Raw genomic sequence first — 14,403 nt, 5'->3', positions numbered from 1 at the left:
CCCGAGCCGTCCGCACCGGCGCCGTCGGCCCGGGCCCGCGCCTCGCGCACACCCAGGGTCGCCGCGCCGCGGTCGATCGCTTCGAGTTGCTCCTTGATCACCTTCAGCGGCAGATACTGATCCCGCTGCGCGGTCAGCACGAACTTCAGCCGCTCGACATCGGCGACCGAGAATCTGCGATATCCCGAAGGCGTGCGCTCCGGGCGGATCAGCCCCTCGGATTCGAGGAAGCGGATCTTGGAAATGGTGATGTCCGGAAAATCCGGACGCAGCAGGTCCAGCACGGAGCCGATCGACATTCCTCCGCGTGTCCATTGCGCTGCGCCAGTCATCAGTGGAATCCGCCTCGGCCGTTTATGCGCTCGGCTCGTTGACCTGCGGCCGCGGTCCGGTCAGGAAGACCAACCGGAACTTGCCGATCTGTACCTCGTCGCCGTTCTGCAGCTCCGAGGAATCCACCGGCTCGCGGTTGACGTAGGTGCCGTTCAGGCTGCCCACGTCGACGACCTGGAAGGTGTCCTCGTCCTGCCGGAACTCCGCGTGCCGACGGGACACGGTGACATCGTCGAGAAAGATGTCGCTGTCGGGGTGACGGCCCGCCGACGTGGTGGGCTGATCCAACAGGAACCGCGACCCCGCGTTGGGACCGCGCTTGACCACCAGCAGGGCGGCACCCGCGGGCAGCCCCTCGACCCCTTGCACCGGCTGCTCGCCGGTCTGCTCACCGGAGCGCGACGCGTCGACCTCGTTGAGGAAGTCAGCGCGGAACACCGAAGTCGTTTCGGCCGCGCTCTCCCCGTATCCCGGGTCTTTGTTCTCGCTCACCCTTGCTCTCCTCCTCGAACCGATTTTCCGTACCGGTATCCGGCGCCAATTCCGAGCGCACTGCCCTCGACCCGCGCCACCCATCGCGACCGGCTGTCGCGCTGTCAGGTGTCACCGGCAAGTTCCGGCAGAGTTCCCGGCACCGGCCGCCGGCACATCTGTTGGCATTGACCGTACCCTGCTGGGCCGCACCCGTGCAGGTAGAACTGGGAAGGCTGACTCAGCCCTCGATAACTCCTTGGTAACCTGCGGCATCGAGCAATGCGCCGAGGGCGGTTTCGAGTGCCTCCGCGTCGTCGATCTGCAGCTCGAACATCCAGCCGTCACCATAGGGATCGGTGTTCAACGACTCCGGCTCGGAGTCGAGATCCTCGTTCGCCGCAACGACTTTCGCGTTCAGCGGAGCGTAGATCTCCGAGACGCTCTTGGTCGATTCCACCTCGGCGATCGCCTCGCCGGCAGACACCACGGTGTCGACCGCCGGCAGCTGCACGAACACCACATCACCGAGCTGCGACTGGGCGTAGTCGGTGATACCGACCCGGACACGGTTCGGCGCGATCCGCTGCACCCATTCGTGTTCCTCGGTGTAGCGAAGGTCCTCGGGAAGGTTGGTCACAGGCTGATTCCTCTCACGGGGCGTCCTTTCACGGGCGTCGGCCAACCGGCGTTCGGCACAACTCTATCGACCCGGACCGACACCGCGGATCGCCACACCCGCTACGAAGTTGCTCGCGGCGCAACAGGTATGGTCCGGGCGACCGCGAAGGCCTTGCGCAGATACAGCAGACCCGTCCACACGTAGACCGCGGTTCCCCACCACAGCAGCGCCCAGCCGAAGGCCCGGCCGAAACCGGCGGCCGCCCAATCCATCTGGCCGGCCAGCATCCACGGCAGCGCCGACATCAGCGCGAAAGTGGCCGCCTTGCCGAGGTAGATGACCTCCGGCGGATCGAGGTTGCGGCGGCGATAGATCGGCAGCGTCGCGCTCAGGATCAGGTCGCGCCCGATCAGCACGACCACGAACGGCCACGGCAGGATTCCGCGCACCAGCAGACCGAGCACGGTGGCGATGAGATACAACCGGTCCACCAACGGATCCAGCAGCGCGCCCAGCCGCGAGTACTGGTCGAGCAGCCGAGCCAGTTTGCCGTCGAGGTAGTCGGTGACGCCGCTGGCGACCAGGAGCGCGAACGCCCAGCCGTCGGCATGCAGGACCAGCAACAGCCACAGGAAGACCGGCACGCCGATCAGCCGCAGCACACTCAGCACGTTCGGCACGGTGAGAATGCGGTCGGTCTCCGTGCCGGCCGCGGGGTCCGCGGGTTCGCGCGCGGGCTCCGAATGCTCGGAGGCCTGATGGTCGGGGCCGGACCCGCCGGCCGGTCGGTTGCTCACGCCTGTTGCTTACCCGAACCGGTCGCGCCGCGCCATTCGGGCACGCCGCGACGCGCGCGGCGGCACGATAGGTTTATCAGTCGCATCCGGCCGGGTGGCACACTAGCGAGTGACACAATGAGTCGTAAATCGTTTCATTGTGAATGCGGGGACGAGAGGAAGACATGCCCGACTTCGACTACGACGTGGTAGTGATCGGCTCCGGTTTCGGTGGCAGTGTCAGTGCGCTGCGCCTCACCGAGAAGGGCTATCGGGTGGCTGTGCTGGAATCCGGCCGGCGCTGGCCCGCGGAGTCCATTCCGAAGTCGAATTGGAATGTGCGCAAGTCGATCTGGGCGCCGCGCCTGGGCCTGACCGGCCCGCAGCGGATCAGCCTGCTCGGCAAGTGCGCGGTGTTCTCCGCCGCGGGCGTCGGCGGCGGCTCACTGATCTACGGCAACACCCTCTACGAACCGCTGCCGAACTTCTACACCGACAAACAGTGGGCTCATATCGCCGACTGGCGCAGCGAACTGGCACCCTATTACGACCAGGCCAAACGGATGCTGGGCGTGGCGCCCAATCCGCGCGTGACGCCCGCCGACGAAGTGATTCGTTCCATCGCAGACGATCTCGGCGTGGGTGATACCTATCACCCGACCAACGTCGGCGTGTTCTTCAACGAGGAACAGCCCGGTGTCGAGGTCGACGACCCGTACTTCGGCGGCGCCGGCCCGCGCCGCAGCGGCTGCATCCACTGCGCGCGCTGCTTCACCGGCTGCCCGCACAACGCCAAGAACACCACCCCCACCAACTACCTGTATCTCGCCGAACAGGCCGGTGCCAAGGTCTTCGAGCTGACCACGGCGACCCGCGTCCGGCCGATGGTCGGCGGCGGCTACGCGATCGAGACGCAGCGCGCGGACCGCTGGGTTCGCAAGGGCCGCAAGACCTTCACCGCCGAACAGGTCGTCTTCGCCGCCGCGGCGCTGGGCACCCAGAAGCTGTTGCACAAGATGCGCGACGACAAGGTGCTGCCGAACCTCTCGCCCCGGCTCGGTGAGCTCACCCGCAGCAATTCCGAGGCCATCCTCAATGTGGTCAGCCGGCAGCGGCGCGATTTCGCCGAGGGCATCGCCATCACCTCCTCGATCCACCCCGAGCCCGACACCCACATCGAGGTCTGCCACTACGGCAAGGGGCAGAACGCGCTGTTCCCGATGTCGGTGCCGATCGTCGACGGCGGCGCGTTCCGATTCCTGCGCTTCCTGCTGGCCATCGTGCTGCACCCGCTGGTGTTCGCGCGCAGTCTCAACGCCCGCCATGCCTCGGAGAAGTCGGTGATCCTGCTGGTGATGCAGTCGCTGGACAATTCGCTGACCTCGTTCCGCCGCTGGGGGCAGCTGAAGACCAGGCAGGGCACCGGCCGGCCGAATCCCACCTGGATTCCGCTCGCGCACGAGGTCGGCCGCCGATTCGGCGAGAAGGTCGACGGCGACGTGCACGGTCTGGTCATGGACGTGTTCGACATCCCGGCCACCGCCCACTACATCGGCGGCTGCGTGATCGGCGAAGGTCCCGAAAGCGGTGTGGTGGACCCGTATCAGCGCGTCTTCGGCCACCCCGGACTGCATATCGCCGACGGATCCGCGGTCACCGCGAATCTCGGGGTGAATCCGTCGCTGACGATCACCGCGCAGGCCGAACGCGCGATGGCGTTCTGGCCCAACAAGGGTGAGGCCGATCCGCGCCCGGAACTCGGCACGGCCTACCGCCGCATCGACCCGGTCGCCCCGTACTACGCCACCGTGCCGGACAGCGCGCCCGGCGCGCTGCGGCTGCCCATCGCGCCGATCGATCCCGCGCCCGCCGAACGCTGACCGCCGACACCGGCGCGTCGAAGTCTCCCCCGGACCCGTAGTGCCCCTTATGCTTTCCGGTATCGAGTGTCGACGGAAGGGCGGTCGCCAATGCTCGTGCGAGTGCAGAACGCGGCCGGAACCCTGGCCGAGCGCAACCTCATCGATTGGTTGCGCACCTGGAAGGGGCCGGGCGACCCGCAGGGGGTGGCAACGGTCAACTGCAGTCTGTTCTACGCCGACCGGTTGCATCAGTTCGACGCGGTGATCTGGACGCCGACCACCTGCGTGGTGATCGAGGCCGAGGCCTTGATCGAGCGGGTGAGCGGCGACCTCGAGGTCCCGTTGAACGGTCCGTGGCGGGTCGGCGGGCATGTGGTGAGTTTCGAGGGCGGCGAGCGCGGCACACCGCTGGACCGCTCCCGCGAACACACGCACGCGCTGCAGAACTGGCTGGCCGAACGCGGACTGGGCCAGCGCGTGGTGCAGGGCGTGGTCGTGGTGGTGCCGCCGCACGGCGCGAACCCGACGATCCGCCAGCTGTGGAACGATCCCGGCTTCCAGGTGGTGCTCGGCGACGACCCCAGACGGCTCGCCGACTGCCTGACCGCGCTCACCTCACAGGGCCGGGCGCAGTGGACGGTGAACGAGGTCGCGCTCACCTTCCGCGGATTGGGGATCCTGCCGTATCTGCCCGCCCCGCAGGATCTCGTCGCCGAGGGTTTCGGCGGACCGGTGGACACCACGCTGTGGTACGGCGGCCCGCAGCAGGCGCAGGCGGAAGCGTTCCTGGAGGAACAGGCCCACGCCGATCAGTCCTACGGGCTCCCGGCCGCGATCACGATGCCCTGGTACAGCCCGTGGAATCTGTATCCGAAGGAGGCCGACCGGATCGATCCCGGGCGGGCGGTGCTGCGCATCCTGCTCGCGATCGGCATGCTCGTCGGTGCGGCCTGGGTGGTGTGGTTCGTGATCTCGCTGGTCCTGAACTTCGGGCCCGGCTGAGCCGGACCGGCTGCGCCCGCCGACTCAAGCCGCGGGCGTGCCCGCCGTGCGATCGGTGTCCCCGACGGCATCGTCGCCACCCGATTGCGCCCGTCCACCGGTTCCGGTCTCGTCGGCGATCCGTGCCCGAAGCCGCCGGTTCTCGTACCGCAGGCGCAGTGTCGTGGTCACCGTCCAGCACGCGGTCACCGCCGCGATCGCGAACGCGGTGCCGCCGACGACATCGGTCGGATAGTGATAGCCGCGCCCGACCATCCCCACCGCCACGGCCGCCAGCGCGAGCGCTGCGAGCACGCCGATGACGATGCGCCAACGCACGGTGGCGGCGACGAGGAGCACACCCGTCGCGATGGCGACGAATTGGACGGTGTGCCCGCTCGGATAGGCGAGGTAGTGCTGTAAATGCCTGTCCCACAGCGGTTTCAGCGCCCACGTGTTGATCGCGACCACCAACTCGGGGACGACCACCAGAAATCCGGCACCCCACCGGTCGCGCCGCCGGACGCAATAGAGCACGCCGATCAGCAACAGCGGCAACACGATATAGGCGTCGCTCGGCACCACCAGCGCGTCGTAGACACCTCGATGCGCGTCCAGGCCCTCGTGCACCCGATCACCGATCGCGCTGTCGAACGTGGTCGGTCCCCCGCCGGCAGGAAAGCTCAGGGGGAGCGTCACGGTGATCAGCAGGCCGATCAGGGTGACGGCGGCGGCAACGAGACGCGCTCGATATCGAGCGACCGGCGGTGGAGCGGACACCTGTCGACCATAGCCGCGTCCGGCGACTGCCCCACTCTCACCGGCCGCCGACAGCGAGCACGGGTTCACGCGCCCTGGTGCACGCTCGCGTCGTCGAGCATCGCCGCGCGCAACATGGCCTCCGGCACACCGAGTGCCTCGACCAGTGTGGCCGACTCCGGTCGCAACCGGTCCACGAGTTCGTTGACACCGCGGCGCACCGACTTGGCCCTATCCACCGACATGAAGCGGTGCATGATGTACCAGGCCTGATTCTGTTCGATGGTGGAGTACACGAACAGATCGCAGACCGTGTCGGCCAGCGCTCGCGCGTCCGGATCCTCGATATCGGCGATGCCCTCGATGAACGCCTCCAGCACCAGCCGATCGATATGCGCCTCACCAGCGGCGAGGATGTGGTCCTGCGCGTTGTTGAACGCCTCGAACGGGCCGGTCTCCTCGGCCCGCGCGCGCAGCCGGTGCGCGGCGGTGCGGGTCAGATAGTCCTCGCGGTCGGCGAACAGCTGCAGCTGCACCGAACGCCGGGACAGATCGCCCTCGTCGACGCCGTCGTCGGAGCGGTCGCGCAGGCGCTGGATGAGCTGGCGCACACCCGAGGTCTCGCGCACCACGTCGCGGGCCATGGTGGCCGCGAACTTCACCCAGCCGAGGGCGTCGAGATCCCGCACCTCGTCGGAATAGGCGGTGAGCAGTTCCTTGGCTACCAGCTGCGTCAAGACGACGTTGTCGCCTTCGAAGGTGGTGAACACGTCGGTGTCGGCCTTCAGGGTGACCAGCCGGTTCTCGGTGAGATAGCCTGCGCCGCCGCAGCATTCGCGGCATTCCTGGATGGCTCGGGTGGCGTGGCGGGTCTGCGCGACCTTCAGGCCAGCGGCCCGCTTCTCCAGCGCGCGCTGCGCCTCCGGGTCCAGATTCTGCCCGGTCTGTATCAGGTGCATGCGCCGCACCAGATCGTTCTGGGCGAACGACAGGGCGAACGCGCGCGCCACATGCGGAAACAGCCGACGCTGATGGCTGCGGTAGTCCAGCAGCAGGGTTTCGCTGCCGTCGTCCGGATCGGAGAACTGGCGGCGCTTGTCGCCGTAGCGCAGCGCGATACTCAACGCCACCCGCGCACCGGCGGCCGCCGCGCCACCGACACTGATCCGCCCGCGCACCAGCGTGCCCAGGGTGGTGAAGAACCGGCGGCTCGGGTTCTCGATGTCGGAGTGGTAGGTCCCGTCGGCGTCGACGTCGGCGTAGCGGTTGAGCAGGTTCTCCCGCGGGATCCGGACATGGTCGAATTCGATGCGGCCGTTGTCGACACCGGGCAGACCGCCCTTGAGACCGCAATCCGAGGTGGTCACGCCGGGCAGGTCGTTGCCCTCCTCGTCGCGAATCGGGACGAGGAAACAGTGCACACCCTTGCTCTCGCCGCCGGTGATCAGCTGGGCGAAGACCGCCGCCATCCGGGCGTGTTCGGCGGCGCCGCCGATGTAGTCCTTGCGAGCGGAGGCGGTGGGGCTGTGCACCACGAATTCGCCGGTCGCCGGATCGTAGGTGGCGGTGGTCTCGAGATTCGCCACATCGCTGCCGTGCCCGGATTCGGTCATCGCGAAACAGCCGAGCAGATCCAGCGACAGCAGTCGTTTGACGACGTCGGTGTGGCGATCGGTGCCGAGATTTTCCACCGCGCCGCCGAACAGTCCCCACTGCACGCCGGCCTTCACCCACAGCGACAGATCGGTGTAGGCGAGCATTTCCAGGCCGGTGACGGCACCGCCGGGATCGCCGGTACCACCGTGTTCCAGGCTGAACCCCTTTTCGGCATAACCGAATTCGGCGATAAGGCGCATCTGTTCCAGCACCCGCGCACGGGCCTGGCGGTAGTCGAGATAGGGATCGCCGAACAACCGGTCGTCGGCCAGCTGCCGGCGCGCCTGCTCCCTGACCTCACGCCACGGGCCGTCGAGCGCGGCCCCCAAATGGTCGGCGGTCGACTTCCCGGTCTTCGATGGTCCGGTCTTCGATGTCCCGGCCTCCGGCTGCGCGGAGTTCGATCTCACGGAATCTGCTGCTTCGGTACCCGTAGCCGTATCGGTGCCCATGGTTATCGACTGTAGCGGGAGTGCGGACACGCCGGTGATAACCAGCAGATTGCCCCGCTCGTCACTCCCGCCGGGGAGAGGGAGCTGACCCGCGACCGCGTATCGGCGCCGACTACCGTGTGTCGTGTGACAGATGAGTTGGAGCCCGAACTCGTCCGCACGGGGCCGGAGACCCAGCCCAGTTCGTTGTGGCATCGGGCGATGGGAGCGGTAACCGATCGGCTGGTCGCGCAGCGGCGCGCCACGGTGGACTCGGTGGTCGAGGCGCCGGCCCCGCTGAAGCCGATCGATCTCACCGACGACGCCGCGGTAACCGAGGTACTCGACCTGGCCGAACGGGTCGGCGAGGTGGTGCTCGCCTCGGGCACCGCCGTGACCGACACCAGCACGCAGGTCGAATTCATCGCCGCGACATACGGTTTGGCGCAATGCGATATCGACGTGACCTACAACTCGATTCGCATCTCCGCCGACCGGGGTCCGTCGCTGCCACCCGCCAGCACCATGCGGGTGGTGCAGTACCGCTCGCTGGACTTCACTCGCCTGACCGCCGTCGACCGTCTCACCCGCCGGATTCGCCGCGAGGTGGTGCCGCCCCAGGAGGCGCACGCCGCGCTCGACGCGATCACCACCGCGCCGCACCCCTACAACCGGTGGATCGCCACCTTCGGCTGGTCGCTGCTGGCGGCGTCGATCGCGCTGTTGCTGGGCGGTGGGGTGCTGGTCGCGACCGTGAGTTTCGCCACGACGTTGCTGATCGACCGCTGCAACCGCGAACTGAACAAGCGCGGCCTGCCCTTCTTCTTCCAGAACATGATGGGCGGCATCATCGCCACCCTGCCCGCTATCCTGATACAAACCTTCGGCGAGGGTTTGGACACCAATCCCAGTCTGATCGTCGCGGCCGGAATCACCGTGCTGCTCAGTGGTTTACAGCTGGTCGGCGCGGTCGAGGACGCGATCACCGGCGCACCGATCACCGCCGCCGCCCGCATGTTGGAAGTACTGGTCATGACCGGTGCGATCATCGGTGGCGTCGGTTTGGCGCTGCGTGGAGCCCAGGCCTTCGGCGCCCAGGTGCCGCCGATCGACATGTCGCCGTCCTACGACATCACCAATCTGCCGCTGAAGATCACCGCCGGTGCGGTGGCGGCGGCGGCATTCGCCCTGGCCTGTTATGCCGAACGCCGGGCTCTCACCGTCGCCGCCCTCAGTGGTGCGGGGATCACGGTGTGCTATCTGTTCGTGCAGCACGCCGGTTTCGGACCGGTGATCGCCGCCGCGGTCTCGGCGACCGCGATCGGTCTCGCCGGTGGTCTGCTCGCCCGCCGTGCGGTGACGCCCCCGCTGGTCGTCGCGATCGCGGGCATCACTCCGCTGCTTCCCGGTCTCAAGGTCTATCGGGGCTTGTTCGCGCTGATCAACGACGATCTGCTGGTCGGGCTGAATCAGATGTTCGCCGCGCTGGTGGTCGGGTGTGCCCTCGGCGGCGGTATCACGCTCGGTGAATGGTTCGCCCGGTGGCTGCGCCGGCCGCGGATCCTGCGGCGGGTCACCGGGGTGCGCCCCGACGACTTCACCTGAGACCGCCGAGTGCGCGGCCCCGAGCCGGAGGATCGGTGTCGCCCGGGATGCCTCAGGCCGCGAATCCGATGGAGCGGGCCAGATCGGCCAGCGTCGCATCGAACAGGGCGTCCGGATTACCCACCGGCATCGGGTAGTTGCCGAACACTTCGAGCGTGACGTGCCCGTACAGCCGCGCCCAGAACTGGATCATCAGATAGGTGACGCCCAGGTCCAGCTTCTCGGCCGGGAATTTCTGCCCCGATTCGGCGAGCACGGCCAGCAGTTCGGTCTGGAATCCGACGAGGTCTTCGCGCAGCGCGTGCGGGATCACGTCGGTCGGCGGGGTGACGATGTCGTAGGTGGTCAGCAGCCGGCCCGCCGCCTCCAGGAAGATGCGGCCGAACGGTTCGTCGAATTGCCGCATCGCGCTGGCCGAACCGCCGGCGGGCGAGGCGAAGACGAGGGTGAACTCGTGGGCGTGGGCCAGGGCCCACTGCCGGAAACCCTTGCAGATGGCGAACAGCTGGACCATGCCGTCCTCGGGCAGCTCGGCCACCTGCTCGGCGAGCTCGTGGGCCAGGTCGGCGCAGATATCGCTGCGCAGCGCACCTACCAGATCGTCGCGGGAGGCGTAATACCGATACAACGCGGGTGCGGTGATACCCAGCTCACGCGCGATGGCGCGCAGGGTCACCGCCTCGGGTCCCTGCTCCACCAGGAGCGTGCGGGCCACGCGCCGGATATCGGCGTCGCTGACCGCGGGCATCCGGCCCCGTCGTGCGGCTGTCATGCGTCGTCCTTCGTCGCATGCGCACCGGCCCCGACGTCACGGGTACGTCGAGGCCGGTGCGCACACTGTGTCCTGGGCCGCCGGAGACCGGGGTCGCCGAGGGCGCTGCCCCGGCGGCCGCGGCGCTCACTCGTAGGCGACCTGCCAGCTCTTGATTCCGTTCAACCAGCCCGAGCGTAGCCGGACCGGCTCGGAAACCTCACGCAGGTTGGGCATCACGTCGGCGATCGCGTTGAAGATCAGATCCAGCTGCAGCCGGGCCAGGTTGGCGCCGACGCAGTAGTGGGTGCCGGTGCCGCCGAAACCCACGTGCGGGTTCGGGTTTCGCATGATGTCGAATTCGAACGGCTTGTCGAAACGTTCCTCGTCGAAGTTCGCCGAGGAGTAGAACAGGCCGACCCGCTGGCCCTTCTTGATGGCCTGGCCGCCGATTTCGGTGTCCGACAACGCGGTTCGCTGGAACGCGATCACCGGGGTCGCCCAGCGCACGATCTCGTCGGGCGCGGTGCGCGGCCGCTCGGCCTTGTAGAGCTCCCACTGCGCCGGATTGTCCACGAACGCCTTCATGCCGTGCGTGGTGGCGTTGCGGGTGGTCTCGTTACCGGCCACGGCCAGCAGGATGACGAACCAGGCGAACTCCTCCGAGCCCAGCGCCTCACCCTCGATATCGGCGTTGAGCAGCTGGGAGACGATGTCGTCGGCCGGGCATTTGCGCTTCTCTTCGGCGAGATTCCACGCATAGCCCATGACCTGAGCGTTGGCCATCTTGTAGCTGTCGGCGTACTCGGGGTCGTCGTAGCCCATCATCTGGTTGGACCACTCGAACAGCTTGCCGCGATCCTCCTGCGGCACGCCGAGCAGTTCGGCGATGGCCTGCAGCGGCAGCTCACAGGCCACCTGCTGGACGAAGTCGCCGCCGCCGGTCTTCTTCGCCTCGTGCACGATCCGCTCGGCGCGCTCGCGCAGCGCGGCCCGCAGGCTCTCCACCGCACGCGGGGTGAAACCGCGCGAGATGATGCGGCGCAGTTTGTCGTGCGCGGGCGGATCGGTGTTGACCAGCATGGCCCGCTGGATCTCGATCTCCTCGCGGGTGATCTCGCCGTTGAAGCGGATCACCGCGGTGTTCTCCTGGGTGGAGAAGACCTCGGAGTTCTTCGAGATTTCCTTGATGTCGTCGAGCCGGCTGACCACCCAGTAGCCGCCGTCGTCGAAACCACTCACTCCGTTGGGCTGGTCGACCCACCACACCGGGGCGGTGCGGCGCAGTTCGGCCCATTCGGCCACGGGCAGGCGCTGCGACAGCAGATCGGGGTCGGTGAAATCGAAATCGTGACTGATGGACGGCAGAGACGGCGCGGACACGGTACCTCCTTTGGAACACGTTCCTAGGAGTGAACCACACCACAGCCCGTTTTGTGAACACCTATTAGTAAATAATGTTCACGAGCTTGTTCCGGCGCGCGAGCAAATCTCCGGCACCACCTCCGAACAGCGCGGACAGCCTCCGGGCCGACCCCGACGCGAGGTCGAGGGCCGGCCCGGAGGGAGCGCTCAATCCAGCTGTAGTTGCGGAGAATACAGCTCCAGCCAGGTGTGCAGATCGATGATGCGATCCAATCCGGCGCGCACGGCGCTGTCGAGACCCGCCGGGTCGAGGGCAACCGCCCGCTGCAGCCACTGCCGGTCGATCAGGTCGAACAGCCGTGAATCACTCTCGGCGAGAACGTGTTTCGCCTGCTGCTGCAGCACCGCCGCATAGCCCGGATCCTGTGTCGACGGATACGGGCTCTTGACCCGCTGGACGACCGATTGCGGCAGCACATGCTCGGCCGCATGCCGCAGCAGGCTCTTCTCCCGGCCGTCGAACGTCTTCAACGACCACGGGGTGTTGTAGACGTATTCGACCAGGCGGTGGTCGCAGAACGGGACCCGCACTTCGAGGCCGACCGCCATGGACGCGCGGTCCTTGCGGTCGAGCAACGTGCGCACGAACCGGGTCAGGTGCAGGTGGCAGACGGTCCGCATCCGGTGTTCGACCTCGGATTCGCCGTCGAGATGCTCGACCTCGGCCACCGCCGCGCTGTACTGGTCGGCGACGAACTCCTCGAGCCGCAGCCGTTCACGCAGGGCCGGGTTCAGGATCTGCCAGCGAGAGTCGCCGGTCAGGGCGCTGTTGAACGCCAGCCACGGAAAGTTGTCCTCCTTCAGCGCCACCTCGTCGTGGAACCAGCGATACCCGCCGAACACCTCGTCGGCCGACTCGCCCGACAGTGCCACGGTCGACTGCTGCCGGATGGCCGCGAACAGCAGATACAGCGAGGTGTCCATATCACCGAAACCGACGGGGATGTCGCGGGCGGTGACCACCGCGCGCCGCGCCGCCGGATCGGCCAGATCGGCCGGATTCAACATCACGTCGCGATGGGCCGAACGCACCAGCGCCGCCACCTCCCGCACGAACGGCGAATCCGGGGTGTCGCGCATCTCGTCCGGTACGAAGTTCTGCTCCTGGTTGGCGAAATCCACCGAGAACGTGCGCAACTGCTCGCCGTCGCGGGCCAGCCGTGCCGCGGCCAGCCCGGTGATCGCGCTCGAGTCGAGTCCGCCCGACAGCAGCACGCAGCGCGGCACATCGGAGATCAGCTGACGTTCGACGATATCGGTCAGCAATTCGCGCACCCGCGCGACCGTCTGTTCCTGACTGTCGGTGTGCTCGACGGCTTGCAGCCGCCAGTAGGTGCGGGCGCGAATTCCGTTGCGGTCCACCGTGACCAGCGTGCCGGGCAGTACCTCTTCCATGCCCTTCCACAGCGACCAGCCGGGCTGTTTGGTCATGGCGAACAGCTCGCGCAGGCCGTCGAGGTCGACCGCCTCGGCCGCGAGCGGGTTGGCGAGGATCGCCTTGGGCTCGGAGCCGAACAGCACGCCGTCGGGGGTCGGGTAGTAGTAGAACGGTTTGATACCCATCCGGTCGCGCACCATGACCAGCTTCTGATGGCGCTCGTCCCAGATCGCGAAGGCGTACATGCCGTTGAGATGGTCGACGACCGACTCGCCCCACTGCAGGTAGCCGTGCAGCACCACCTCGGTGTCACTGTCGGTGTCGAAGGTGTGCCCGAGGGCGCGCAGTTCGTCACGCAGTTCTCGGAAGTTGTAGGCCTCGCCCGAGTACACCATGCCGACATCGCCCGCCGGTGTCGGCACGGTCATCGGCTGCGCTCCGCCCGGCAGGTCGATGATGGCCAGTCGCCGGTGTCCCAGTGCCGCGTGTTCACGGACGAAGGTGCCTCGCCCGTCCGGCCCGCGACAGGCCATGGTCTCGGTCATCGCATCGATAACCCCCTGCTGCCGGGTGAGGTCGTTCGAGAACGCCACCCAGCCCGCGATTCCGCACATTCCGCCGCCTCTCCAAAATTTAGTTAGCTTAGTGAACGATGCGTAAAACCGTTGTAACACAAGGAGTCTCGGCCGCGCCACCACGCGCCCGACTTGTCCGAGCTTGTCCGAACTCGCCGCTTTCGCCCGAATAGTTCTCTTCGCGCGCGGCCGGCAAACGTCGGGAAATCGGCCGGTTCCGCCGGACCGGACTGGCCCGGCCGAACGCGCCGCCACTCCTATCGTCACCCCGCCCCTACTTCCGCTACCGGCCGGATTGCCCTCCGGTAGCCCACCGAGCAAAGGAGAGCCGCGGGTCACGGTCTCGACGTCGGCGACCGCCATCACCGAATTCAGCGCGAGGAAGTCGAAATGCTCTGTCGACGGTGCGATTACGACTTCGGCACCGGCCGCGCGGACCTGATCGGCGAGCGGTATCCGACTCGCCTCCGGCGCCCACACCAGCCGATAGCCCAGCCGCTCCGCCAGCCGGCGCACCTGAGCGATATCCCAGTCGAGACACGGCGACTCCGGATGCACCCACCCCAGCGCGACCGGGAGCGCATCCCTCACGACCGCCGACCCCTGCGACGCACCTCGCCACGCAGTGGAACGCGTACCAGCGCGACGGTCAACACGAGCAATCCCACGGCGAGCAGGAACAACATCCACATCGCACATACCCCTCGTTGTCCGGTTCGGAATGCCGCGGCGTCGGGAACCACAGCTCTCGCGGCTGCGACCAGATTCGCGCAGACCA

Annotated in this window: 12 protein-coding genes; 3 read left to right on the top strand and 9 right to left on the bottom strand. The window is 67.5% G+C overall.

The features are described 5' to 3' along the window. From ftsR to ON23_RS10790, 4 genes are all read right to left on the bottom strand, one after another. Window positions 1-332 (bottom strand): transcriptional regulator FtsR (gene ftsR, locus ON23_RS10805; protein ID WP_039777945.1); only part of this gene is annotated, 332 nt, incomplete at its 3' end. Window positions 333-354: 22 nt separating this feature from the next. Further along, window positions 355-825 carry an oxoglutarate dehydrogenase inhibitor Odhl gene (odhI, locus tag ON23_RS10800; RefSeq protein ID WP_036500944.1) on the bottom strand — a complete coding sequence of 157 codons (471 nt, stop codon included), beginning with the start codon at window positions 823-825 and terminating at the stop codon, window positions 355-357. 220 nt (window positions 826-1,045) lie between these two features. Beyond that, the gene (gene gcvH, locus ON23_RS10795) at window positions 1,046-1,444 is read right to left on the bottom strand and encodes a glycine cleavage system protein GcvH (RefSeq protein WP_036500942.1); all 399 of its coding nucleotides are present in this window, start codon (window positions 1,442-1,444) and stop codon (window positions 1,046-1,048) included. A 101-nt stretch (window positions 1,445-1,545) separates the two neighbouring features. Beyond that, entirely contained in the window at window positions 1,546-2,115 is a 570-nt protein-coding gene (locus tag ON23_RS10790) for a CDP-alcohol phosphatidyltransferase family protein (protein ID WP_039777944.1), read from the bottom strand. Between the two features lie 272 nt (window positions 2,116-2,387). Here ON23_RS10790 and ON23_RS10785 point away from each other — a divergent pair, with 272 nt between their 5' ends. Both ON23_RS10785 and ON23_RS10780 read left to right on the top strand, forming a co-directional pair. Further along, window positions 2,388-4,082, top strand: coding sequence for a GMC oxidoreductase (locus tag ON23_RS10785; RefSeq protein ID WP_039777926.1), 1,695 nt, complete (start codon window positions 2,388-2,390; stop codon window positions 4,080-4,082). Window positions 4,083-4,172: 90 nt separating this feature from the next. Beyond that, a complete protein-coding gene (locus tag ON23_RS10780) occupies window positions 4,173-5,066 on the top strand; it encodes a nuclease-related domain-containing protein (protein WP_039777923.1) in 894 nt (297 codons plus the stop codon). A 24-nt stretch (window positions 5,067-5,090) separates the two neighbouring features. Here the strand turns inward: ON23_RS10780 and ON23_RS10775 are convergent, their stop codons facing one another. Then, on the bottom strand, window positions 5,091-5,825 hold the full coding sequence (locus ON23_RS10775; RefSeq protein WP_051042375.1) for a phosphatase PAP2 family protein: 735 nt from the start codon (window positions 5,823-5,825) through the stop codon (window positions 5,091-5,093). Window positions 5,826-5,890: 65 nt separating this feature from the next. Continuing rightward, on the bottom strand, window positions 5,891-7,912 hold the full coding sequence (locus ON23_RS10770; protein WP_083903829.1) for an acyl-CoA dehydrogenase family protein: 2,022 nt from the start codon (window positions 7,910-7,912) through the stop codon (window positions 5,891-5,893). A 201-nt stretch (window positions 7,913-8,113) separates the two neighbouring features. Between ON23_RS10770 and ON23_RS10765 the strand changes: the two genes are divergently transcribed. Next, window positions 8,114-9,496 (top strand): threonine/serine exporter family protein, encoded by a 1,383-nt coding sequence (locus tag ON23_RS10765; RefSeq protein ID WP_039777939.1) that lies wholly within the window; start codon window positions 8,114-8,116, stop codon window positions 9,494-9,496. A 52-nt stretch (window positions 9,497-9,548) separates the two neighbouring features. Here the strand turns inward: ON23_RS10765 and ON23_RS10760 are convergent, their stop codons facing one another. The 3 genes from ON23_RS10760 to asnB all read right to left on the bottom strand — a co-directional run bounded on the left by ON23_RS10760 (window position 9,549) and on the right by asnB (window position 13,664). Next, window positions 9,549-10,268 (bottom strand): TetR/AcrR family transcriptional regulator, encoded by a 720-nt coding sequence (locus tag ON23_RS10760; RefSeq protein ID WP_039777922.1) that lies wholly within the window; start codon window positions 10,266-10,268, stop codon window positions 9,549-9,551. Window positions 10,269-10,394: 126 nt separating this feature from the next. Next, window positions 10,395-11,630, bottom strand: a complete 1,236-nt coding sequence (locus ON23_RS10755) for a cytochrome P450 (protein ID WP_039777921.1) — start codon at window positions 11,628-11,630, stop codon at window positions 10,395-10,397. 189 nt (window positions 11,631-11,819) lie between these two features. Further along, a complete protein-coding gene (gene asnB / locus ON23_RS10750) occupies window positions 11,820-13,664 on the bottom strand; it encodes an asparagine synthase (glutamine-hydrolyzing) (protein WP_039777920.1) in 1,845 nt (614 codons plus the stop codon). Window positions 13,665-14,403 lie beyond the last annotated feature (739 nt).

Origin of the sequence: Nocardia cerradoensis NBRC 101014 (genome assembly GCF_000308535.1) — a bacterium.
Taxonomy (GTDB): Bacteria; Actinomycetota; Actinomycetes; order Mycobacteriales; family Mycobacteriaceae; genus Nocardia; species Nocardia cerradoensis.
Note: the sequence above shows the minus strand (reverse complement) of the source record. Positions and strands in the feature narration are given on the sequence as shown.

Bases quoted from the DNA above. Each gene is read 5' to 3' on its own strand.
- ON23_RS10785 (WP_039777926.1), top strand. From the start codon at position 2,388: ATGCCCGACTTCGACTACGACGTGGTAGTGATCGGCTCCGGTTTCGGT.
- ON23_RS10780 (WP_039777923.1), top strand. From the start codon at position 4,173: ATGCTCGTGCGAGTGCAGAACGCGGCCGGAACCCTGGCCGAGCGCAAC.
- ON23_RS10770 (WP_083903829.1), bottom strand. From the start codon at position 7,912: ATGGGCACCGATACGGCTACGGGTACCGAAGCAGCAGATTCCGTGAGA.
- ON23_RS10765 (WP_039777939.1), top strand. From the start codon at position 8,114: ATGGGAGCGGTAACCGATCGGCTGGTCGCGCAGCGGCGCGCCACGGTG.
- ON23_RS10760 (WP_039777922.1), bottom strand. From the start codon at position 10,268: ATGACAGCCGCACGACGGGGCCGGATGCCCGCGGTCAGCGACGCCGAT.
- asnB (WP_039777920.1), bottom strand. From the start codon at position 13,664: ATGTGCGGAATCGCGGGCTGGGTGGCGTTCTCGAACGACCTCACCCGG.